At 34.8% G+C, this 21,622-nt stretch carries 22 protein-coding genes and 2 pseudogenes; 6 read left to right on the plus strand and 18 right to left on the minus strand.

Features of this window, described 5'->3' with window-relative positions:
- Window positions 1-26: 26 nt before the first annotated feature.
- From ILT06_RS29325 to ILT06_RS29380, 12 genes and pseudogenes are all read right to left on the minus strand, one after another.
- A complete protein-coding gene (locus ILT06_RS29325; RefSeq protein WP_000281809.1) occupies window positions 27-278 on the minus strand; it encodes a TcpD family membrane protein in 252 nt (83 codons plus the stop codon).
- A 9-nt stretch (window positions 279-287) separates the two neighbouring features.
- Entirely contained in the window at window positions 288-1,265 is a 978-nt protein-coding gene (locus tag ILT06_RS29330; protein ID WP_222655790.1) for a conjugal transfer protein, read from the minus strand.
- A 13-nt stretch (window positions 1,266-1,278) separates the two neighbouring features.
- On the minus strand, window positions 1,279-1,533 hold the full coding sequence (locus ILT06_RS29335) for a hypothetical protein (protein ID WP_222655791.1): 255 nt from the start codon (window positions 1,531-1,533) through the stop codon (window positions 1,279-1,281).
- Window positions 1,533-1,907, minus strand: a complete 375-nt coding sequence (locus ILT06_RS29340) for a hypothetical protein (RefSeq protein WP_222655792.1) — start codon at window positions 1,905-1,907, stop codon at window positions 1,533-1,535. Before ILT06_RS29340 ends, ILT06_RS29335 begins: the two co-directional genes overlap by 1 nt.
- Before the next feature lie 231 nt (window positions 1,908-2,138).
- Window positions 2,139-2,981 (minus strand): replication-relaxation family protein, encoded by an 843-nt coding sequence (locus tag ILT06_RS29345; protein WP_222655793.1) that lies wholly within the window; start codon window positions 2,979-2,981, stop codon window positions 2,139-2,141.
- A 5-nt stretch (window positions 2,982-2,986) separates the two neighbouring features.
- The gene (locus ILT06_RS29350; protein ID WP_222655794.1) at window positions 2,987-5,791 is read right to left on the minus strand and encodes a type IV secretory system conjugative DNA transfer family protein; all 2,805 of its coding nucleotides are present in this window, start codon (window positions 5,789-5,791) and stop codon (window positions 2,987-2,989) included.
- A 32-nt stretch (window positions 5,792-5,823) separates the two neighbouring features.
- Complete coding sequence (locus ILT06_RS29355; RefSeq protein WP_078205429.1) at window positions 5,824-6,063, minus strand: hypothetical protein; 240 nt, start codon at window positions 6,061-6,063, stop codon at window positions 5,824-5,826.
- Window positions 6,064-6,083: 20 nt separating this feature from the next.
- Entirely contained in the window at window positions 6,084-6,266 is a 183-nt protein-coding gene (locus tag ILT06_RS29360) for a hypothetical protein (RefSeq protein WP_000802606.1), read from the minus strand.
- Between the two features lie 60 nt (window positions 6,267-6,326).
- Window positions 6,327-6,863 carry a type IV secretion system DNA-binding domain-containing protein gene (locus ILT06_RS29365; protein ID WP_002013900.1) on the minus strand — a complete coding sequence of 179 codons (537 nt, stop codon included), beginning with the start codon at window positions 6,861-6,863 and terminating at the stop codon, window positions 6,327-6,329.
- A 32-nt stretch (window positions 6,864-6,895) separates the two neighbouring features.
- Window positions 6,896-7,081: a hypothetical protein gene (locus ILT06_RS29370; protein WP_222655795.1), complete on the minus strand. Its 186-nt coding sequence runs from the start codon at window positions 7,079-7,081 to the stop codon at window positions 6,896-6,898.
- Window positions 7,082-7,113: 32 nt separating this feature from the next.
- Window positions 7,114-9,654: pseudogene (locus ILT06_RS29375) on the minus strand (SpaA isopeptide-forming pilin-related protein).
- Window positions 9,655-9,834: 180 nt separating this feature from the next.
- On the minus strand, window positions 9,835-10,068 hold the full coding sequence (locus ILT06_RS29380) for a helix-turn-helix domain-containing protein (protein WP_097982196.1): 234 nt from the start codon (window positions 10,066-10,068) through the stop codon (window positions 9,835-9,837).
- 116 nt (window positions 10,069-10,184) lie between these two features.
- On the opposite strand from ILT06_RS29380, the gene ILT06_RS29385 reads away from it, so the two are divergent.
- Window positions 10,185-10,529 (plus strand): helix-turn-helix domain-containing protein, encoded by a 345-nt coding sequence (locus tag ILT06_RS29385; RefSeq protein WP_222655796.1) that lies wholly within the window; start codon window positions 10,185-10,187, stop codon window positions 10,527-10,529.
- A gap of 13 nt (window positions 10,530-10,542) precedes the next feature.
- Here the strand turns inward: ILT06_RS29385 and ILT06_RS29390 are convergent, their stop codons facing one another.
- From ILT06_RS29390 to ILT06_RS29395, 3 genes are all read right to left on the minus strand, one after another.
- Window positions 10,543-10,698 (minus strand): hypothetical protein, encoded by a 156-nt coding sequence (locus tag ILT06_RS29390; RefSeq protein WP_222655797.1) that lies wholly within the window; start codon window positions 10,696-10,698, stop codon window positions 10,543-10,545.
- A 127-nt stretch (window positions 10,699-10,825) separates the two neighbouring features.
- Window positions 10,826-10,951 (minus strand): hypothetical protein, encoded by a 126-nt coding sequence (locus tag ILT06_RS32750; RefSeq protein ID WP_261784577.1) that lies wholly within the window; start codon window positions 10,949-10,951, stop codon window positions 10,826-10,828.
- 18 nt (window positions 10,952-10,969) lie between these two features.
- Complete coding sequence (locus tag ILT06_RS29395) at window positions 10,970-12,094, minus strand: AimR family lysis-lysogeny pheromone receptor (protein WP_222655798.1); 1,125 nt, start codon at window positions 12,092-12,094, stop codon at window positions 10,970-10,972.
- A 531-nt stretch (window positions 12,095-12,625) separates the two neighbouring features.
- Between ILT06_RS29395 and ILT06_RS29400 the strand changes: the two genes are divergently transcribed.
- Both ILT06_RS29400 and ILT06_RS29405 read left to right on the plus strand, forming a co-directional pair.
- Window positions 12,626-13,630, plus strand: coding sequence for a Replicase RepFR55 (locus tag ILT06_RS29400; RefSeq protein WP_222655799.1), 1,005 nt, complete (start codon window positions 12,626-12,628; stop codon window positions 13,628-13,630).
- 1,030 nt (window positions 13,631-14,660) lie between these two features.
- Window positions 14,661-15,587 (plus strand): tyrosine-type recombinase/integrase, encoded by a 927-nt coding sequence (locus ILT06_RS29405; RefSeq protein WP_222655800.1) that lies wholly within the window; start codon window positions 14,661-14,663, stop codon window positions 15,585-15,587.
- 223 nt (window positions 15,588-15,810) lie between these two features.
- Here the strand turns inward: ILT06_RS29405 and ILT06_RS29415 are convergent, their stop codons facing one another.
- Window positions 15,811-16,287: a hypothetical protein gene (locus ILT06_RS29415; protein ID WP_222655801.1), complete on the minus strand. Its 477-nt coding sequence runs from the start codon at window positions 16,285-16,287 to the stop codon at window positions 15,811-15,813.
- Window positions 16,288-16,438: 151 nt separating this feature from the next.
- Here ILT06_RS29415 and ILT06_RS29420 point away from each other — a divergent pair.
- A pseudogene (locus ILT06_RS29420) lies at window positions 16,439-16,743 on the plus strand (tyrosine-type recombinase/integrase); the annotation flags it as partial.
- A gap of 24 nt (window positions 16,744-16,767) precedes the next feature.
- Here the strand turns inward: ILT06_RS29420 and ILT06_RS29425 are convergent.
- Window positions 16,768-17,184 (minus strand): helix-turn-helix domain-containing protein, encoded by a 417-nt coding sequence (locus ILT06_RS29425; protein WP_222655802.1) that lies wholly within the window; start codon window positions 17,182-17,184, stop codon window positions 16,768-16,770.
- A gap of 1,319 nt (window positions 17,185-18,503) precedes the next feature.
- On the opposite strand from ILT06_RS29425, the gene ILT06_RS29430 reads away from it, so the two are divergent.
- Entirely contained in the window at window positions 18,504-19,253 is a 750-nt protein-coding gene (locus ILT06_RS29430; RefSeq protein WP_222655803.1) for a YhfM domain-containing protein, read from the plus strand.
- A 183-nt stretch (window positions 19,254-19,436) separates the two neighbouring features.
- On the opposite strand, the gene ILT06_RS29435 is transcribed toward ILT06_RS29430, so the two are convergent.
- Window positions 19,437-19,997, minus strand: coding sequence for a helix-turn-helix domain-containing protein (locus ILT06_RS29435; RefSeq protein ID WP_222655804.1), 561 nt, complete (start codon window positions 19,995-19,997; stop codon window positions 19,437-19,439).
- Between the two features lie 449 nt (window positions 19,998-20,446).
- On the opposite strand from ILT06_RS29435, the gene ILT06_RS29440 reads away from it, so the two are divergent.
- Window positions 20,447-21,613, plus strand: coding sequence for a ParM/StbA family protein (locus ILT06_RS29440; RefSeq protein ID WP_222655805.1), 1,167 nt, complete (start codon window positions 20,447-20,449; stop codon window positions 21,611-21,613).
- Window positions 21,614-21,622 lie beyond the last annotated feature (9 nt).

The following is a 21,622-nucleotide window of genomic DNA, read 5'->3' on the forward strand; positions in this document are numbered from 1 at the left end:
TAGCTCCCTTCCTTTCCATCCCTTACTTAGACGCCAAACAATCCGCCTAACCACGTTCCAATTGTTTTTAATGCATCTGGTTTGTTAATGAAGAATACAACAATCCCGCCGCCAACAATTAACGTGATCGCTTTTCCCCATGCACGCTTTGCCGCTACGATCAAGATAACAATGATAAACGCACAATATAATGCGTATGTTCCTTGTGTCTTCATCATTTCGAAAAATCCTTCCAACCCGATCCCTAACACAAAATGATTTATATTGAACATATACATGCCCCTCTCCTATTTTGTTTTTAAGTCTTTTACAACCCATTGCTTTCCATCTTGTTTTACAAACAACGTGTAACCTGTTTTCATTTTCGTTTCAGAATGCGGATCAATCATTGATACCTCTGTTTGTACCTCATACGTGCCTTTTGTTTTTCCTGGATAAATCTTAGAGGAAAGTACATTTTCAAATTTCATGGCTCCTTCTAACCCTTTAATATCCGTATTGGCCAAAACATACGCGAGTTCTTTTTGTGTTGCGGTTGTATAGGATTTAAAGAAAGTTGGTAGAAATTCTCGAATGTCTTCTTTTACAGCGAGTTCATGGACTTCCTCTCGGTCTTTCTCTTCTTTCCCTTCTGGTACTTCTGCTTTTTCATGTACCTTTACAATTTGAGGGAATCCACTAATGACAAAAGCCTTTCCATCTGACTGAACAGGAACCGACACTTGTTGGATCACCTCCTTATCCTCTGGCCCGCTATTATCTGCTTTCATGCGGCTTAATTTGTATTTCACTTTAAAAATAACGTTAGCTTCCTTTCCTGTGACTTCATCTACCTTTAATACAGTTGCGTATAGAAAATTGGAATCCCATTGCATACTTGCAAAATCTAAACCAACTTGTGGATCAAGTGTTTTCGGTATATAGAACTGTAAGCGCTCTGAACGCTTCTTCTTGCCTTCATCCCCTCTTTGCCACGTAAAGTATTCCTTTACAAACCCGCGCGCAAATTCAATCGCTTCTGGACGCGAGGCAAGGTTTTGTTTTTGTGTGACTTCTTTTGGAATGGTGCTGGCCTTTGCTTGTGTATCTCCCTTTCCTTTTACTACGGTTGTGATGGATACAATCAACATCCAACAGAACAGGAGCCAAAAGGCCCATTTTCCAATTAAACGGCCTTTATAGGAAGGAATCTTTGTAGCTTTCCTTGCCTTCCCTTGTTTACTTTCAAATGTTTTTGCAAACCACTGTTTCACCTTTTGAAACATATTCATCCCCCCTTCAATTTCGGTACTGGCGTAAAGATCGTTCGTAGCAATCATAAGCAAATGACGCCATGCCAACCGCTGTTGATTCATCTTTTATTTCATCTCTTGCATAATTGATAAAATTGTTGAGTTTCGTTTGACTGCCTGTGATATAGGGAAATCTAGCATGAACTACATACCGTTTTTCTTCATCTCTCCCTACTTCAAAGGACGCTCCATCTGTAGCTCGAAACGCCCTTACAAACTCCAAACCTTCCAATTCGTCCATCACGCACTCTCCCTTTCTCTTAAAGCTGTAAGAAACTTGCGTGCTTTTTCTTTGAACATCCAACCTTTGTCTATCCTCGCTTGTTCGAACATGTCATAACAGCTGATTTCACGCTCGATTTCTAATATTGCTTTTTCTTTTGTAAGCTCTACCCCATCACACTTCCATTCCAATTCATCTGTATCTAATCCAATTTCTATTTCGATAATTTTTCCGTTTTCCATCAGATAAAACTTTTGCATATATACATCTGTTTGAGATAAGCAAATCTCATATACTTCCTCACAACCCATTCCCTCATAGATTTCCACTAGAAATTGAGCTTCAACTTCTCCCACATTTCCTCTTTCATAAGTGTTTTTATGTGTAAACATCGTTTATCTCCCCCTTATGATCGACTATCGGCCATCTTCCATATTCCCACTACCACCAGGAAGAGAAGTAACACGCCTTCCCATCCTTGCGTATAGTAAATTTCCACCACCTTACTTTTTACCACTTCCCAGGCTTCTCTTGATCCTGGTACTCTTTCAAATAACCAATCCGAAAAGACAATTAACAGAAAAACACTAGCGCTTATCGATAAAATAAACCGAAACACATTCTTAGAACCTCACTTTCTCTTTTGGATTTTGAATATTCCGATAAATATTCCCGAATGGGTCTTGTAATATATCTTGAAACAGTGTGATATACACTGGAATTTCTGGACTACTTACACCTTTTAGGTAGCGAATCAATTCTTTTTCCCTACTTTCACTACCTGCGACAAATACCAGGCGCCATATCGGTATTTCATATCCCATACCAGCATGTATCCGATAGTCTGCCTTTTTTCCTTCTTGCGTCATGAAGTCGTTATAACGGATAATCTTTTTTTCTAATACTTCTTTTGATCCATAAGATCGTTCCATTTCCATGAATACACCGATGTTTTTATCGATTGCTTCTTTTAATCCAATTACCGCAACCCCATCTGGGCGTATAACACGATTTTTTCCTTTTGCATATTGAAACGTTGCCCGCGGTTCATTGATCCATTCCTTTAGTTCCAACTTTCCTTCTCGTTTAGATATTAATGTCATGGCACATTCAATTTTCGCTAACATTAAACTGTGATACACAAAGGATGCTGAACGTTTGGACCAACTATTTTTCCAATGTACTTCCCCTCGAAACCCACGAACCATCTCGACTCCTTCAGGAGTTAACGTATAAATTCGTTGTGGTTTCGCAAATTTTCGTTTCTGGTTTCGTGGTGAGGTAACAGGTAAATACTCGTAACGGATATAGCCCGCTTGCTCTAGCTTATATAAACGATTTGTTACAGATTTTTTTGTATAATCCACATACACCTTTTGATGAATGTACTCAATATCCAAGTAGATGTGTGTATGCAAACTCATGAATAGTTGTTCATCTGGAATTTGAAATAAAATGTTTCCCATGCCTCTTACTCCTTTTCCCACATATCGAAAATGCTCACTTCTTCTTGTGATGTATCTTCTTTTATTTCTACATTTTCCGTTTCGATTGATACTGTTTGTTCTTTTTCGATTGTTATAACAGGCTCTTTTACTGGCTTATCTTCTTTCTTTACTTCTATTGTTGTCGTAGCTTGTTTTCGGAATGGGATAATTTGCGCTTGATGTGTGAGTTCGACTGGTTGTGTTTCTGAAACAGGTTCTTTCACTTCTTCCTGGGAAGAAATTTTTTCTTCTAATTCATCTAGACCCGATGTCACAACAGGTTCTTCTTTGGTTAAATTGACTTTTTCGGCTTGTTGATACTTGCCTTTTCCATATAGGAACTCATCAATTTCCTTGTCGATTTCTAATCCTGCTTTCCCATTTTGTTTCTCTAAAGAATGAATCTTTGCTCTGGTCCATTCATTTGATGCGTGAATTTCTTTTTCATTTTTATAATTCGCCGCTTTTCCATTTGGTAGATAGCGGTCTAATGGTGGAACACGTATTGTGCACCACACATTTTTTGCCTCACCTCTGATATAATCTTGCGTTTGAATCGCTACAACTAAGTTAGGAAGGTTCTGTAAATACTCTGTACGGAATTGCTTTTGCATAATGCCCTCTAACGTTTTCGCGGAATTATGACCTTGCCTACATACAAAGTAGTTTCCGCCCGCCTCGGTTAACATGTCTGTAAGCTCTCTGTCTAACTGTCCCGAAACTTGCTGTGTAATCACCCATAGTCCGAATCCATGCTTCCGATCCTTCGCAATAATTTTAGGAAGAACGGGTACTGGAACGTCATGCGCTTCATCTATCACTCCTAAATGTAGTTTGGAACCATGCGGCCGCTGTTGGGCGATACGGTGATATTGGTTACAAATGTAACCGACTGTCAGTAATGTATCTTCTTTTCCCATGCCCGCTAAATCATAAAAGATAAGATGTCCTTCATCCATCCATTTGCGAATCTCTAAGGAAAAGCCCGTTTGCCCATACATACGCTTTAAATACAGCGTATTGCGAAAGATATCTAATCGGTTTAAAATCGCCTGTGTGCTGTCTTCTAATGCGCTTCCTACTTCATATTTCCAAAAGTGCGAGTAATATTTTTGTTCTGGCCCTTGTAAATTGGCAATTACTTTTGTTCGAAACAGTTCGTCACTAATGAATAGTGGGATACTTAAAATGGTATGAATTTGACTCTTATCACAAAGTAACGTCCCAATAATCGCTCTTAGTAATCGTTCTGTTTGTTGTGCTTGCCCTTGAATCATTAACTTAATCATTTCCATAATGGATTCAACCACTGTTTGGATATCTTCATTTGGAAAACGATGAAATAAATTCAAGGCTGGCGGATGATCTGTATTTCGAAAGCGAATAAAATGAACTTTACTCCAATCAACCTGTTTCCCATCCTTTTCCGCTTTCAATAGTCGATTCATTGCGACATATGCCAAATCTTCTGTCGGATCAAATAAAGATAATCCACCCGCTTCATTCGGATTTTCTAGCCATTTATCAATAACACTTTGCATCAATCTCATAGCAATGGTACTTTTACCAGACCCAACTTTCCCCGTAATGTAGCCATGATTCTTGAAAAAGTCTTCTCGGATTTTTACTAATCGATCTTTGATATAGGGATGCATCACATGGCCAATTGAAATGCCTTCGGCCAATAAATCATTTGGTATCATGTTTTCACCTTTATCTAGATACAAAATGTTTCGCTCTGTCTTGCTGTTTTTATCACCCGTTACATTCGGAAGATGGAATAAGTTTAATAGCTCTGATCCAGTCCAAATCATTTTCCCGTATACGGGATGTGGTACAGCTGGCATACTGCGTCTAAAACGTCTGTACCTAAGCTCATTAACGTCTGCCATAACACTTGCTACCATATGTCCTAAATGCTTAATAACAGGTACACCAGGATAATAATCACTTGCAAATGAAACAGATACTTGAAATGCCACTTCATTTTTTGCAAACCGTTTATTTAATGCACGAATTTCTTCTTTTTCAAAAGCATCTAGCCCATGCTTTTTCTTCTTTCGAATTGCCTTTTCTGCTTTTCGAATCCCTTTTGTCAGCTGATACCCGTTATCTGGTGTAAAAGCAACATCAATCCATGTCTTTTCTTCCATTGCACTTCCTAACATCGGTAATACATCACGTGTATATCGTGCTAGTGATAATGTGGCATCTAGCCGCTTTCTCTTTAATACCATCCGTCCTCCTACCGCTTTTCTTGTTGGAAATGGCATTTCTTCCTTTTGGACGGTATAAATTTCACTGTGGGTATAGGCGCTTTGTATGGCTTGCACAACCTGTTTGATTTTATCTTCTGGACCACCTACATAAAAGCGAACACGCTCATTTTCTCCCTCTGGACGATACATCGTCATGCGGTACCAATCGCGACCTTTTAACAGACGTTCTAAAGGCTTTCGACCCGAACCATGTACATGCCGAATCATTTGCCCTAGTTTATCTGGTGTGACCTCATCATCTATGTGCGGAATGAATAATACGTATCGATACCGCTTCTTTTCTAGATATAAATAGATGCCATGTAAGACAATCCGTATAACAATTCCTAACAGGATCAGTAAGGCAATCCCGCGAAACACACCGACTACGGTTGGCACCAGCTTCATCAATTCTGTAAGGATTTTTTCTTTAGAAAACCAGACAAATGCAACAGCTCCTATACCTAAGAGCATTTTCCAGTTCTTTTCTATGAAGTTTTCAATTTCTTTGTCGATCTTGCTGTGCGCCACTTCTTCACTTCCTTTCTATCCTTGAAATGGCCTTATGCAAGGGCGAATAGCTTTTCACGATGCTTTTCTGTGCGTTCTTCTGCGGCTAATTGAATCAAGATTTGAGGTTGCATGATCCCGTTTTGAGGTTGATTAATTTGATCTAAGAGTGTTTTATAGTTGAAGAGTTCTTGCTTCACTTGTTCGATATCTAATTCACCATCTACCGTTACTTGTTCTTTCCAGAACGTTTCCCAGCATTCTTGACGATTTTGATACGCTTGTTTTCCCATCTTGCTTCCTCCCATGAATATTATGATTTGTGCGCTTTTTTATAGGGGTCTAATGTGACTAAGAGGGAAGAGAAAATCATGCTCTTTCCCATTCTTCCCGTCCATTCTTTTGTACGATTATTTGTTGAAGGTGTATGTGTTGTATGTGGAACTCTACCAATATAAAAACCGCGTTTACTTCGCATGTGCTTAATTGGTTTCATAAGAAAACCTCCTGTATTGTTTTATCATTCTATATCGTTAAATAGAAATGTTGTATAGTTTTAAGCGATGAGTGGGTCTAATTCTAAATACACATCAAATTTTTGTAATAACTCTTCTGGTATCGCTTGAAAACTCACAAAAACTCTTACATTCAGTTCCTCTAGTTCTTCTAAAAGGTTTGTGAATCCCTCTGGATTGTTGGAATATAACCTTAATCCTTCATCTATGATAACGACATCCGATTGTTTGCATGTTTCTATTTCGGTTGTGCTTGGAAAAGAATCCTTTGATGTAAAAGTGATAATTTGAGCACCCATTTTTTCGTATTCTTTATACTCTCCATCCCCATCTAAGACAGTCGCTTGTTGATTATCCGCCATGACAAGGGTAAGAAGTTGCTTCATCAAACCTGTTTTTCCTTTTCCTGTACCACCTCGTACCAGGATATTTCTATTTTCTTCTCCAAATACAAATTGAGGATTCATTTTGTTCCCTTCATTCTCTATGAAAATGGAATTTGACTTACTCATGTCATACCATTTTGGTTTTATAAATGCTGGGATTTGTGCACTTCTTCCAATAAACGTTCCACACATAGCAATCTCACCTTTCCATTCGTATCAGTTTTTTATAAAGCTACTAAATCTAATTCCTCTAAATCTGTAGAAAGAATCTTAATTTCTTGTTGGTGCTCTTGAAACAGAACATGTTGGATTTTTTTTCGCAACTGAAACCCATCTTCCACCAATGCAAGTAAATATGATTTCGTATATTTCCTATCATTGATTTGATAATGTACATCAAATATGCACATGATCCCGCCCTCCCTTATCAGTTGAGAGTGTTTTATACTTCTTGATTCTTACGTTTTCTAAATGCGTAAATAGTTAGGATGCTACCAAGAACGACAAATGTAATACCAATCCATTTCCAATATGGATTTTCAGTTTTGCCGCCTGTTGTTGGTAAATGACTTTCTACTTTCTTAGGTTGTTCTTTCATCGGTTGTGGTTGTTTTACAATATGTTGTGGTTTCTCTGGTGTTGGTACAGGTTTTTCAATGACCTGTGGTGTTTGTGGCTTCTCTGATTGTGGTTTCTCTGGCTGTGGTTGTGGTTGTTCCGGTTGCTCTGGTTGTGGCGTTTCTGGTGTTGGTGGAACTTCTTTTTTCTGATCTGCTACAACATGTTTGATAATCTCACCATCTGTTTTAATTTCAAAGGAGAATGTTTCTTCATTGATTAAATATCCCTCTGGTGCGAATGTCTCTTTATATGTGTATTTACCAGCTGGGAATTTCTCAAACTTTGCAATGCCTTGTTCGTTTGTTTTTCCTTTTACAACTTCCTGGCCTTGCTCGTTATAGATCGTAAATTCTGCACCTGGTAGCTTGTTGTTTCCATCGGCTACGTCTACTTTTGTAATTTCTAAGCTACCCTCAATCTTTTTATTTTTTACGATGTGCTTAATAATTTCACCATCCGTTTTAATTTCAAAGGAGAATGTTTCTTCATGTGACACATAACCTTGTGGTGCAAGTGTTTCTTTGTATGTGTACTTTCCTGCTGGGAGTTTCTCGAACTTCGCAATGCCTTGTTCGTTTGTTTTTCCTTTCACGACTTCCTGGCCTTGCTCGTTATAGATCGTAAACTCTGCACCTGGTAGCTTGTTATTTCCATCGGCTACGTCTACTTTTGTAATTTCAATTGATCCTCTAATCTTCGTATTCTTTGCAATTAGCTCAATTGTTTTCCCGTTTTCAGTGATGCTAAACGGAATCGGCTCTTTTACCAGCACATAGCCCGCTGGTGATGTCTTTTCAATGAATTGGTACTTTCCAAATGGGATATTATCAATTTTGATTAACCCGTTTTTGTCTGTCTTATGCTCACTGATCTTCTTTCCTTTTTCATCAGCTAGAATAAAAACAGCACCTTCTAATTTCGTTTTTCCATCTTCATCTACTTTTACGAGCTGTACATTTCCTTTTACTTGATCGTTTTTCACTTCAAACGAAAGTGTTTGATTATGTTCTTTTAATTCAAAAGGATACTTTGTTTGATTTAATAAGTAACCTTCTAATCCTTTCGTTTCCTGGAAGTAATACTTTCCAAATGGAAGAGAATTTACTTTCGCAATCCCTTCTTGATTTGTTGTTACTTTTGTGACTGCCTTTCCTTCTGGCGTAAATACTGTAAATTCAACGCCTGGGAGAATCTTGCCTGTGTCACTTACCTTTTTAATTTCAATATTGCCTTTGATTTGTACATTTTTCATTTCAACAACAGCAACTTCACCTGTTTTCACTTCAAAAGGCTTTGGTGTAGCATCTAGCACATATCCAACAGGTGCTTTTACTTCTTTTACAGTATATGTGCCAAGTTCTAAGTTACCCATTTCAGCGATGCCGTTTTTATCAGCTGTAATCGTTCCCATAACTTGTTGATTGCTGTTTGCGATTTCAAATGCTGCGCCTGGTAGTGGCTTTTTGTTTTCATCCACTTTCATCACTTTTAAAGCGCCATTCGCTTTCCAAAATACTTGTAAGTCTGTGCTTACTTGTTCTGTACTGCGCTCTAATAATACAGTAGCATCTTGAATTGTACTTGTTCCTTTATATACAACTGCATGAACATTTGTTAGATTTGAAACGACTTTTAGAGATAGTTCACTACTCTTAGAGGATTTTGGTACTTGGATACGGAACTTTTCTCCTAGTTGAAACGTTTCTTTCCCTTCACCTTGTTCTGTGACAACACGTGTTCCTTGTGGTGCATTGTTCATTTGTACTTGGAATGTACCTTTTTTTGCATTTGTTTGAACGGTGTATGTTGTTGTTTCGAAATATTCACCGTTTAATTGCGCTTCTTGTTTGTCCGTTGGAATGACATTCATCCAGACATCTTGTGTGTCCTAGCTTTGATTTGCCGCATGAATAATGTTTTTAGCCGCTTTTTGAACAGCCGCATTTTTGAATTGTAATTCATCAACGGAAATCTGGCCAAGTGCATTCCAAAGAGCTAATTGCGTTGCATAGTGAGCTTCTTGCCAAGTGGAAACCCCTAAATTTTCTGGTGTTTTCTGTGGGTACCCATTCATTAAGACGCGATAGGATACATCATCTGTTTTGCCCGCTTCAGGTAAATCCTCTCCATTCGGGGATTTTAAACCGTATACCAGACAATACGCGATTTGACCACTAGCGTTCTTTAGAATCTCTGTACGAACATCTTTCCCATACTGCGGACTATAGGCCCAATCCATCTGATATCTTTCTCGATCGATTACCTCCGCACTGGCTTGATTCAGTGGAATCAAGAAGCTCATCACAAATAAAAGTACACTCGTAAAGAGTAGTAGTGTTTGATACGATCGTTTCAAAACCATTTTTTACAGCTCCTTTAGGATTATTCAGTTTTCAAAGGACGGAATATTTAGAATTTTACCTTTCTAAATATAGAACAATATACTTTAGTCATAATTATTTCGTCTTTTAGCCGAATTTCATTTACAATACACTTAGTAGGAATTGAACAAAATAGATGTAATCAATAACATGAGGTTTATTCATTCTGTGATGGGTATTGCACGATAATATGTTGGTCTGAAAAGATTTTCAATCGGAACTTCAAGGAAATCCGCTATTTTTTTAGCTTTGTTATCTTTGAGACTCCTTCTCCCAATTTCAACATCATATAATGTGCCAATTGGAATTTTAGCGCCTTTAGAAACTTCCTTAATACTTAAACCTTTGGATTCCCTATATTCTCGTACAATGGTTTTTTGTTCTGACGCTAGCATTTTTTACCCTCCCTTCCCTTAATTACATTGTATTCGGCTTAAAGCCGAAAATCAACACTAAACGTGTTAATTTTTATATTTTTTAACATCAAACAAGTTAAAAAGGAGTTGGAACCATGTTTGGACAAAGATTGAGAGAGTTACGAAATAAGAAAAACATTAGTGCTACCGCGCTTGGAAAAGTACTTGGAATTGCACAAACAACTATATCGAATTGGGAAAACTCTGGATATGAACCCAGTTATGAAATGTTAGTAAAAATTTCACGCTATTTTGGTGTATCTGTAGATTATTTAGTAGGAAACGATAATGACGTCAATAAAAATGAAATAAGTCGTTTAGCAAAAGAGTTATATGAGGACTTAGACGATCTTCCAGAAGATGAACGCAATGATATTGAAAAAGGACTATTAGAATATCTGGAATTTCTAGGTTATAAATTAAAAAAAACAAAGAAATAAATTCTTTGCTTTTTTAATTAGCTTTTTGTCTAATATTAGATTTAAAGTTTCTATTTTCTTTAATATAAGTCTGTAATTTACTATGCAAATCAACATAATTACCTGTTTGTGACAATACTTTCACCAAAAAGTCATAATCAACTTGTTTACATAAATCCTTCTTTTTCATAAATTAATTACCCCTTTTACGAAATTTTTTATGTACAAGTGGAACGGAACTTTATGTCACACTAACAAGTGTTCCACTCCTTAAACGACAAATGACACTACTTTTGTAGTGTCATTTTTAACATCAATCACCCAGCTCCCCCGCCAGGGTCTACCATATATTGTAAAATTTTAGTGATACTTCCTTGCATCGGAAGTGCTGTTAAAGCCGCTATCGTGGCAAATAAATATAGTCGTTTTGCCCATCCCTTCATATTTAACCACCTCTGAATTTATTTTAACACATTTTTTGGAAGTTCCGCATAGAACAAATCATTATTTCGCTCAAAGGCCAATAAAGCTTCTCTCATTAAGCTCATATCTTCTCTTGCTAGAGCTTGAACAAAAAGTTGAAGTGGTGTAAGAAAACCATTTTGTTTTTTAGTTTCTTCCATAAGAGAATCTGCTTTTTGTTTCATATTTTGTTTTATGTATAAATACCCCCTTTCTGTCGGATTTATAGGATTTATATGATCTAAATTCTTTTCAAAATGAATGTTTAGAAAATCAAGTGTTGTTTGTAACATTTGTTGTTTTTTACGCATTTTTTGGTTACTTGGTGAAACCACCAAACTTAACCCTTTGTCTAAATAATACTTAGACAATTCGTAGTCCGTTAATATATATGTCTCACCCATAATACAATAGGCTGTAGCCTTTGGAAGTAAAGATACTCTTCCATCTCTGGAAATCATATCATCACATAATTCTCTTGCTCTCTCCAATTCATTATTCCTATGAAAACATGTGGCCAATAACTCCATAGTTCTTAATTCATATGAAGATTTTAAAAATGGATTTTTCACTTTTTCAATTTCAACCTTTAACTCATCAATATTTGCACTTACTAAATTGTAACTTCTTGAATCAAAGAAAGCGTAAATCAGAGCAAACTCCATAGGAATTTTACTTATATCCTCTGCATTTTTTTGCTTTCCCATTTCTCCCTTTACCAATTTCAAAAAATCGCGCGGGTTAAATTCATCTGCGTTTCGTAAATAAAGTAATTCATAAGCACTCGCAAATTTACGATTCAACAAATTATTTGATTGTTTTTCTTGATCAATTAAATGATTTAATAATTCTAATTCACCGCACATGTCTATATATTCAAACGCTACTCTTAAATTAACTTTCCGTTTAGCTTGGTTACAATAGTTAAACACTTCTGTCTTTCGAAAAGAATAATCATGGGGATATAACATGTTTAGTATTTCTGCATAAACAGAAAAGTCAAATTCTCTTTTACCTGAAATAGATTGATTCACTTTAGAATGGCTAATATCTAACAAATCAGCAAGCTGCCTATTTGTAATACCTCTATTAGTTAAATCCTTTTGAATTTTTTCTAAAATCATACCCCTTGTCACACCCTCTCTCATCTTTTAATATATAAATATGCAAAAGGGTTTATATATTAAAAGAATTTTCTGTAAATATATTCTAACAGAAATTAGAAAAAGTTTCGTTCCAGTATGAATTTTTGTGTATTTCTACATTATTTTCTTAATATTCAGAAAATTTTATTCGTATTTGCTGGTAACTTCTAACTTATTACTAGTTGATATTTAAAAAAAGTATGTGTAAAATAGTTCTTAAAGATATGAATTTTAAACAAGATAATTTTAACAAAAGCCTAGTCATTAGTTTTTAACATTAATTATAAAAAAATAAAACCCCACCGCAACGTTTTTAATTGGATCAGGTCGCCAAACTCAAACCAATTAAAAACTCCAAGAGATAGGGGCTTTAAATTCACACTATAGTTATATGTGTTTTTCTTTAGTATCAAACTTGATACTAAAATTATACCATAACGTATATCTATTGTGAATATAAAACCTCTGTTTTTCCTGTTTATTTGTGGTGGAAAAATAGGAGGTTTTTTTATGCTACTAAATAATTTTTTACTAAGTACAGCAAAACGAGAATTAAGTCCAAACCTTGTTCATGTTCGTACAGGTGCTATCAATAAATCTGTTAAAAAAGTAATTAAAGCTATTGATATTATTCTGTTCGAGTATGAAGGTAAAACCACTAAAGAATACTTCGAACAAACACCACGCCGCTATAAGGCATTAGAAGTTGTTTTATCTTACCTAGTACAAGAAGGCTACTCTCAAATGAGACAAAATCAAATCAGTGAAAAGTCGGGTATTTCTGTGCCGATCATCAACTTTATTCTGAAGTGGTTAGAGGACCTCGAGGTATGCCATCAAATCAAAACAAGACGTCATGGTAAGAAGGCACCATCTATTTACATATTAAGCCTCAATACCAATTATTTAAAAATCATTGAATACTTTAAGCAAAAATGGGCGTTTTCAATTGATATGTTTTCTACATTTACAAAGTTTCTATCTAAAAAACTAAGTAAAAAACAGGAGAAACCTACAGATCAAACCGAAAAGCCAACTGTACCTACATGCCAGGGAGTAAATATATTGGAGTCTGTTGCTCCTACAAATGAAGAAGTAGAAGTAAAAGAACAGCCAATGAATGCCCCTAAATCGGGTGAAAAGCTAGAACTACGATTCCGCGAAATGGATGAGTTTATGAGCGAAGATCAAAAGAAACTTTATATGTATATCATAAGTAAAGATACAAATATTACTGAAAAAGATGCTTATACAATCGCATTGCGTATGCCGCCAGACGTAGATTGGGAAGCAAGAAAGACTTTTGAGGATTGTGTACAGTTTTTTGAGATAAACAAATCACAAGAAAGTACGCCCGCTCATTTCATGAAAATCTATACAAAACAGTTAACTGCAAATAGGAAGCGTAGACAGCAACAAGCGCAAGAAAACATAAGAAATATAGGATTGAGAAAATCAAATAAGAGTACAATCCCGTTAGATTTATTCAAAAAGATGCTTGATCCAAACGCGTAAATCTCGTTTTTTACAAAAAAATAATTGTTTTATAGCCTTGTTCAAAAAATTCATACCTAACAAGGCTTTTTGTCATGCCCTTCTTTATTTTAATAGATTAAACATATTATCAAACTATTATACTTTTATAAATTAAGGGCGTTTTTCACAACAAATCCACTATAAATTTAAACTCGAATTGAACCTGCTTTTAAATCAGTAATTAAATAAGAAAAATTTTCTAATCCCTTGTGAGAGTAAGGCTCATTGAGCAAAAATAAATCCTAATGTATTTAATGGTTTTAATTTTTTAAAACAAGATTTAATTATAGGAGTTTCCTATATCGGCAGTTTTTTTTTATAAACTTCTACATAACATCCCAAAATTGATTAAAATATGAAAATAAAAATCTTCTTTTCACTTAATATATAAATATACAGTATTTCAGTTATTCATCCTATTTCCGAACAAACACATTACTAATTAGTAGCTTTATTCGTTTCTATTCCTACATATCATTATAATCGTATATCTATTATCAATCTTAATTTTAACTAAGCATACAGCCAAAATACTGATGTCTATGTTATCCCAAAGTGATGTAAATATGATGTCTATGTAATGTATACATGATGAAACGCAGCATCATTTCGGCATAAGTGCAAATTAAGGTTACTGTACATAAACACTAGCTTTATTCTACAAGCATAAAGAAAAAGAAAAACGAAGCTCTCCTGTTAAGGGTATCTTGATTCAGCTATGAATCAGATTCCGTTGACAGGCAGATTTTCAAAAAACTACGTAGGCGGGCGGCGGCCATTCCCATTCCTCGCATATCCTCCTCCCTCAACATCGGCCCATCATTCGCCTTCCGCTCATTCCAACACATCTATATCCCCCTATATCATAATCTCGCGTCCTGTCTAGCCAGGCCCACATGTCTCCGCATAGCCCCGCAATGTCCTGGCCCTAGAATCCCCTATTGCTTGTTTGTATGGTTCTCGTATATAATTGAGGTACACAATTTTTAGGGCAAAGGAGTATATAAACATGACTTGGGAACTTTCTGTTGATGTTTTCCTTTCTGATTTGTTAAAACATGGACGTAAATCCTCCACAGTTAAACAATACCGCTACGATCTCACACTTTTTACATCTTGGATTCAGAAACACGCCAAATTGCCTCCAGAATCGTTTTTTTGCTCTTTTAATGTAAATATATTAGATAGGTACTTAAAGGCGCTTAAAAAAGAACGTGGAGCGTCGGTTTCTAATGTGAAACGTGTACGAGGCATTCTGATTAACTTTTTACAATTTCATGGTGCGGCCCAGGATTTAAAAAGCGACGTCTCCCCTCCTGGACTGACTTCTAAACACTTTGCATCAGACAAAGAAATTACTAAGCTATTCCGCGTCATGCGTAGTTATAACGGGTTAACCGACTACCAGGCGTCAGGAAGAAAGTTTATTCTAGAACGTAACCTTTTATTGATCCACTTCATGTTAGACTATGGGCTATCTATCCAGGACATTTTAACGTTATCCATGCATGATATACACTTTGGAACGAATACCATTACCCCAGGAGGACTACACGCCTACAAGCGATCTATTACTCTTTCAAAAGAGCATGTAAAACTTGCCTTATCCTATTACAATAAGATTCCTAATCTTGTAAGGCCACGCCAACAAACAGGCGATCCCTTCTTTGTAGCATTTGATTTCGGCCCGCAGACATTCCGCTGGGACTATGAAAACGATCAGCCCGCCGCTTTAACTCGAATCGCTGTACAACGCATGCTACAGAAAGAAGCGAAACGCGCTGAAATTCATGTCACGCCTACTATGCTACGGAACCGTTTTATATTAAATGCGCTACAGAATGGCATGAAAACTATTGAAATTAAAGCATATTTGGGATTAAAAAGCGTTGAGGCCCTGCATAGATACGTTCAATTTTGGAATAAACGGCAATAAAATACCATAAAAAGTGCAAAACTTCTCAAAAGATTTCGCACCAAAAACATATAAAAATTACAACTTATAAGATTGAGTTAAAAAAGTATTCCATCTACAAAAAGCCGGAGATTTTGCCGGTGTAGAATCCATTGGGACTCACACCATGCGTAAAACCTTCGGCTATTGGTTCTATAAAGGTTAACATTCCCCGAAGGATGGGCAATGTTAACTTAAATTTATACTATTTTTCCTTCTTATTCTCAAAAAACATAGCATCAAATTCATTTTCAGGAACAAGAACTACTTTACCGTTGTTAGCAGATAAGCCCACATATCCCTCAGGTATTTGATCAATTTCAATGTACAAATATTTTAATTTTACAATCAAACTATCGATGTCATATCGACCTCTTCCATAATTAAAAACATAGGTTGTAACTTCGTCATCATCTTCATATCTTGAACCAAAAAATTCAACAACTTCTTTAACAGCAGACTCATAAAAATCATTCGACATAGTTTCAAATTCATCTACTAAATTACCACTGTATTTCCTAATTTTTTCATTTATTGTCTCATTCTTTACTTTATGCAGTTTACACAAATCTCTAGATAGCTTATCTAAACCACCGATAGACCTAATGCCAGCAAGTAATAACTTCATATGTTCATCTGTCTTTAATTGATCTATAAGCTCCAAACGTTTTTGAAGTTCCATAAACTCACTCCTATGTATATTCTTTTAATCAATTATATAACAAAAAGTGGAGGTGTAACGTTATGACGCTAGAACATGATAAAGTTTATTCTCCTACTGATGTTCAAGAGTTACTTAAAATTGACAGCAGTCCATTAAGGAATGCGCCATTCTATTGGGGCCCCGCCAACAAACGGGTGATCCCTTCTTTGTGGCTTTTGATTACGGCCCGCAAACATTCCGCTGGGACTATGAAAACGATCAACACGCCGCTTTAACTCGGATCGCTGTACAACGCATGTTACAAAAAGAAGCGAAACAAGCTGAAATCCATATAACACCAACTATGCTACGGAACCGTTTTATACTAAATGCCTACAGAATGGCATGAAGCCCATTGAAATTAAAGCGTTTTTGGGATTAAAAAGCGTTGAGGCCCTGCATAGATACATTCAATTCTGGAATAAACAGCAGTAAAAAGAAGACCAAACTAGAATTTTTCTAGTTTGGTCTTCTTTTTATTTTAAATTCAGTAATAATTGCCTTTTTTACATCACTATAAAAAACCATTATCAGCATTCCCAATATAGTTATAAATAAAGAAATTCCTTCAATGCCTATAAATATAAGAACAATACCTATAAAAAAGCCAAAATCATTTTCATCCTCATCATCTTCACACTCATCCTTATCTTTTTTATTTAACTCCTCTCTAGCATCCTCTGATCCCTTTATTAACTCATCAATTGTTACTTCATATAATTCACTAAGTAAAATCAAATTATCAATATCAGGATAACTTTTATTGCTCTCCCATTTATAAACAGCTTGTCTAGTCACTCCAACCTTTCGAGCCACCTCTTCTTGTGAAAAGCTTTTTGATTCACGAAACCTTTTCAATTGCGAACCTAGATTCATATTATTCACCTCTAAGAAATCATTACATATAAACCCCTAATCAATAAAGAAACCATTAATATAATACATGTAAACTAATGGTTCACATATTCAAACTCTTACTAAATCACCTTCCATATTCAATTAACACAATATTATCAGGAACAAAAAAAGAATCCCATAAATATAAGAATATTTTTTATCTTTAATTTAATGTAAAATTAGTATGATATTTGTTTTATGAAAATAGTGATGATAAAACAGAGTTAGAAGTGATTGATTTGAAAAAAATAATTTTATTGTTTTTATTAATTATATTGAGTTTAAATATTACAGGGTGTTTCAATAATATGGCTATACTAGATAAACCTAAATCTTCAGCATCTGCTAAGGTTAAATGTATTAATAAAGCATGGTATAAAAAAACATAAATTATGTAATAGTTTCTAAGGAAAAACTCTTATTTGTTAATCATAATATACATGTGTTATAATTACGTTTTCTAAAACTACCTAAAAAAGGCTATCAGCAATGATGGTCTTTTTTAGGTTGGTGAAATTGAACTAGTATGATAGGTGTTAACTAGTGTAAAGAAGTGCCATAATCCGCTTTGTCTAACTGCTACGAAAGCTCATGTCATTGCTAACGTTTGCAGTTAATCATCCACAGCTAGGGTAGACTCCCTAGATCGCGAGTAAATGCCACACCCCTTAACAATTTGTTAGGGACTTTTTTATACATCCGACAAAATATGACAAAAATGATGTAACTTAATCTGTTATTATGTTCTAGAAATCATACATTTATATATTTTAGAGATGAAGTGGATTTATCTAAGAATTAATTACGAGAGCACTCGAAAGGGTACTTTTGGTTTGCCTAAATCAACAAGTATTCTCAGGAGAAAAAACGCATGAAAAAACCAATGTTTAAACTTTGGTTTTTTTGGGTGATTACTTCTCTAATTGTCATAGTAGGGGACACATTCTAGGGATACCGCCAGCATTTCGGAAAAAAACTACGCTAAAAGTAGACAAAGTTTTATGCAAAAAATAGGGAGACATAGGGAAGCCAAAAGGCGCTTTAGAATAGGAATGTATAAAATCATGCATAACGTTATAGAAAAGAACAAAGGCGAATCCCTACTCTCAGAAGGGATTCGCCTTTGTTCTTGCTACCGATAATAGGACGTTATGTTAACTTTACATGCATGTTTATTAATTACCTGATTAGAGATATGTGATCTAAACTTAGCTTATTCGAGGTACTAAGTTTTTTAATAAGAATAGTGATTTATTGTTATGATTAAATTTATAATATTTTTTAGGGAGGAACTCAATTTGAAGAAAACATTAATTGTTGGAGGATTATGCTTATCGATCGCTGCTTTAACTGCATGTAGTAATGGCGGTGAAGAGGCATCCACTGAAGCTAACAAAAATGAGATTATTATACATATACCTAAAGAAAAATCTAGAAACCTAGAACGATTTGAAACATTTTCTCAAAATGTAAAAGATAAGAAAAATGATGAAATACAAATTAAAAATTATTTAACTGACGAGGAAGCAAAAGTACCAACTTTACAAACTGTAACTTATCAAAATGAAAAATTCACTTTTACTTACAAGTACAAAAACGACTATAGAAAGGATATATGTAATAAGTTTGTTACTCCTCAAGAAACACATGATATAGCATATATGCTAAGAGATTGTGAACAGTCAGAAGATGGTATTATACTTCATAATACAGCGAAGGACGGTGAAGGAGTACACTCCATAAAAGATAAGTCTATTGAATATATTAAAGTTGAGGGGGATAAAACCTACATATTCGTAAAACAATTAGATGTTGGAGCATTCGTGAACGCTATCACCCATATCGGGCATACACATTCAAATATATCCAGTACACACAAGCCAAATTTCAAATTAAATGTTCACTTTTTAAGTGGAACAACTCAAACATACTATTTGTGGATTGATAAAGAGAAATCACAAGGAATAATTATGGATTCAGAACAAACGAACCAAGGACATGAAATCGATAAAATATTTGTAGATGAAATCATAAAAGCGTTAAATTAAAACGTCATATTTTAATGCGCCTTGTTAAGATGCACTTTTAAGATGATTACATTTAACTCCATTACTATTTTAAAAATAGACTACCATCATAGGTGATTTTCTTATACTTCCGCTAACGATAATTATGTAAACACAAAAGTCCTCCAGTTAAACAATCCGGAGGACTTTTAATAGTTTTTTAAGTTATCTTCCAAATACACTCAATCCTAAATAAATCAAACTATAACTAATTAAAGCACTTGCAAGCATCAAACCTATTTTTAATAATTTGTCTTTTATATTCGGCTTTACTTCACTTATAGGTTTTCCCTCTATAAAATCAACTATTTGACGATAAGTTTTTAAATTGTGCTCTTTTTTTATGTTTTCAACTTGCTGTAATGAAAACATAAGCAAAATCGTAAGTACCAAAGGTATTATAAGACCATAATAACCAAAAAAGTAAAATACAGGTGCAATAGAAATAGGAAGTATAATCATTGATGCTAACATGATGTAACTCCACTTAAAGAAAGTTGATTTTTGAAGTTCTTCTTTCATGATCTTTACATCTCCTTTAACTAGATTATCCAGGGAGACATTAAAGAGAATACTCATCATTAGTAAATTATGAATATCTGGATAGTTTCTTTCATTTTCCCAATTAGAAATAGATTGTCTGGAAACATGAATCTTCTCTGCTAACTTCTCTTGGGACATATTATCCCGTTTACGAAAATATTGTATTTGTCTACCAATGTTCATCTATACATCTCCCTTAAGTTTGAGGTTAAGTTAAAGGCTAATTAAAGACTACCAAATTTCTTTATAATAACGTGATTCTAAGGTGTAAAAATGTTTTATCATGCTATTTTCCCTTTATTTTTAGGTATAAGTGCTGAATCAACTAATACAATTGCTGATCAAAGCAACTGTTTAAAGAATAAACCTCTTTTGGATAGGAAAGGTTTGCTTTTACTTCCTACAGGTACAAACATATATCTTGTGAAGAATACATATACATTAAAACAAAAGTTAACAATGTTTTTTATAGTTAACATAAATGCAATATAGCAAAAATAAATCATGATAAACCCTTAAAAATATAAGGCTAATAATACTTTACTTTTGTTAACTAATACCGAAAAATACCTTCCAACAAAGACGAAAAAATGTTATATTGTTAACAAGATAACTAAAGGAGTGAATAGTTAATGAAAATTACTATGATGAATAAGGATTCTGGAAACTCACTTGATATGAACTTAATTGATGGTTTCTATATCGAAACTCCTACAAACGTTGTAGAAATCAGTAAAGACGAAGCTGATTCTCATTTTGTAGCAACCATTACTAATCCTAAAGAATTATTATCTCGCCTACTTATTTCAACAACAATCCCAGGAGAAGACACTGAACGATTCTTCTTAGTTGGCGACGAAGCTGCAAAACATGCATTAGCTAACAATCATGTAAATAAACTTCATGATAAAATTACAAGTCCTATCCCTTACGTAATGTTTTTATCAGCTGTTTCTTTCTATCATGCTATTAATGAAGCTCGCGAATCGGATGACAATACAGTTGAAATTGAATATTTCCAAACAATGTTACCTATATGGCTACTGAAACGAACAGCCAAATTTAGTGAAGCCCAAAATGCAATGGCAGAACGATTTGCTGGAGAGCATGAAGTTACAATACATACACCAGGAATGGAAAAAACATTAAAAATAACTATAGAAAAGGCAACTTGTCGTATTGAAGGAGAAATTGCACGTTTAGCAATTAAAAAGAATTTTGAATTAGAAAATCGTGAAGAAGCAAGACAATTCGATAACAACGATACAGTACTTGTTGATATTGGTGGCGGAACGATTGATCTAGTATTATCACCAGCCGGTTTAAAATCACCTAAAAATCGTGATTCAATGCAACCGATAGACAAATTATCTTATCTATCTCATATTGAAAAATTAAGAAAAGAAAAGTTCTTAGAAAAATTCTCTGATTTACGTTCATTTGAAACATTTATAGTGAGCAATTTCCAAAAACCAAAAATGGAATTAGTTGACGGAAACACTGGCCAGCGTGTAGATTTAACGGACAAAATTCGCTCTTCTTTAAAAGAGTTTGCTAAGTTTCTAATTTTAAAAATTCAAGATGTAATGCCTGCACCAGCTGATAAAGTTTATAAATATGTTTATTTCGGTGGTGTTGCCCCAATACTAGAAACTAGCATTCATGAAGTCATTGAAGAAATGTACGGAGCTGAAATTGCTCAAGCAAATCATATTTTCTTACCAGATTCACGTAAATTAAATTTATATGGTCTTGAAGTAAAAAGTCGTGGTGAAATGCTACAAAAAACAGAGAAATAAGTATAGCCA

This window comes from Bacillus sp. 17RED48, assembly GCF_019837545.1.
Classification (GTDB): Bacteria; Bacillota; Bacilli; order Bacillales; family Bacillaceae_G; genus Bacillus_A; species Bacillus_A wiedmannii.

What these genes read in the sequence shown, in the direction of transcription:
- ILT06_RS29325 (WP_000281809.1), bottom strand. Translation starts at nt 278, where the DNA reads ATGTATATGTTCAATATAAATCATTTTGTGTTAGGGATCGGGTTGGAA.
- ILT06_RS29330 (WP_222655790.1), bottom strand. Translation starts at nt 1,265, where the DNA reads ATGTTTCAAAAGGTGAAACAGTGGTTTGCAAAAACATTTGAAAGTAAA.
- ILT06_RS29335 (WP_222655791.1), bottom strand. Translation starts at nt 1,533, where the DNA reads ATGGACGAATTGGAAGGTTTGGAGTTTGTAAGGGCGTTTCGAGCTACA.
- ILT06_RS29340 (WP_222655792.1), bottom strand. Translation starts at nt 1,907, where the DNA reads ATGTTTACACATAAAAACACTTATGAAAGAGGAAATGTGGGAGAAGTT.
- ILT06_RS29345 (WP_222655793.1), bottom strand. Translation starts at nt 2,981, where the DNA reads ATGGGAAACATTTTATTTCAAATTCCAGATGAACAACTATTCATGAGT.
- ILT06_RS29355 (WP_078205429.1), bottom strand. Translation starts at nt 6,063, where the DNA reads ATGGGAAAACAAGCGTATCAAAATCGTCAAGAATGCTGGGAAACGTTC.
- ILT06_RS29360 (WP_000802606.1), bottom strand. Translation starts at nt 6,266, where the DNA reads ATGAAACCAATTAAGCACATGCGAAGTAAACGCGGTTTTTATATTGGT.
- ILT06_RS29365 (WP_002013900.1), bottom strand. Translation starts at nt 6,863, where the DNA reads ATGTGTGGAACGTTTATTGGAAGAAGTGCACAAATCCCAGCATTTATA.
- ILT06_RS29370 (WP_222655795.1), bottom strand. Translation starts at nt 7,081, where the DNA reads ATGTGCATATTTGATGTACATTATCAAATCAATGATAGGAAATATACG.
- ILT06_RS29380 (WP_097982196.1), bottom strand. Translation starts at nt 10,068, where the DNA reads ATGCTAGCGTCAGAACAAAAAACCATTGTACGAGAATATAGGGAATCC.
- ILT06_RS29385 (WP_222655796.1), top strand. Translation starts at nt 10,185, where the DNA reads ATGTTTGGACAAAGATTGAGAGAGTTACGAAATAAGAAAAACATTAGT.
- ILT06_RS29390 (WP_222655797.1), bottom strand. Translation starts at nt 10,698, where the DNA reads ATGAAAAAGAAGGATTTATGTAAACAAGTTGATTATGACTTTTTGGTG.
- ILT06_RS32750 (WP_261784577.1), bottom strand. Translation starts at nt 10,951, where the DNA reads ATGAAGGGATGGGCAAAACGACTATATTTATTTGCCACGATAGCGGCT.
- ILT06_RS29395 (WP_222655798.1), bottom strand. Translation starts at nt 12,094, where the DNA reads ATGATTTTAGAAAAAATTCAAAAGGATTTAACTAATAGAGGTATTACA.
- ILT06_RS29400 (WP_222655799.1), top strand. Translation starts at nt 12,626, where the DNA reads ATGCTACTAAATAATTTTTTACTAAGTACAGCAAAACGAGAATTAAGT.
- ILT06_RS29405 (WP_222655800.1), top strand. Translation starts at nt 14,661, where the DNA reads ATGACTTGGGAACTTTCTGTTGATGTTTTCCTTTCTGATTTGTTAAAA.
- ILT06_RS29415 (WP_222655801.1), bottom strand. Translation starts at nt 16,287, where the DNA reads ATGGAACTTCAAAAACGTTTGGAGCTTATAGATCAATTAAAGACAGAT.
- ILT06_RS29425 (WP_222655802.1), bottom strand. Translation starts at nt 17,184, where the DNA reads ATGAATCTAGGTTCGCAATTGAAAAGGTTTCGTGAATCAAAAAGCTTT.
- ILT06_RS29435 (WP_222655804.1), bottom strand. Translation starts at nt 19,997, where the DNA reads ATGAACATTGGTAGACAAATACAATATTTTCGTAAACGGGATAATATG.
- ILT06_RS29440 (WP_222655805.1), top strand. Translation starts at nt 20,447, where the DNA reads ATGAAAATTACTATGATGAATAAGGATTCTGGAAACTCACTTGATATG.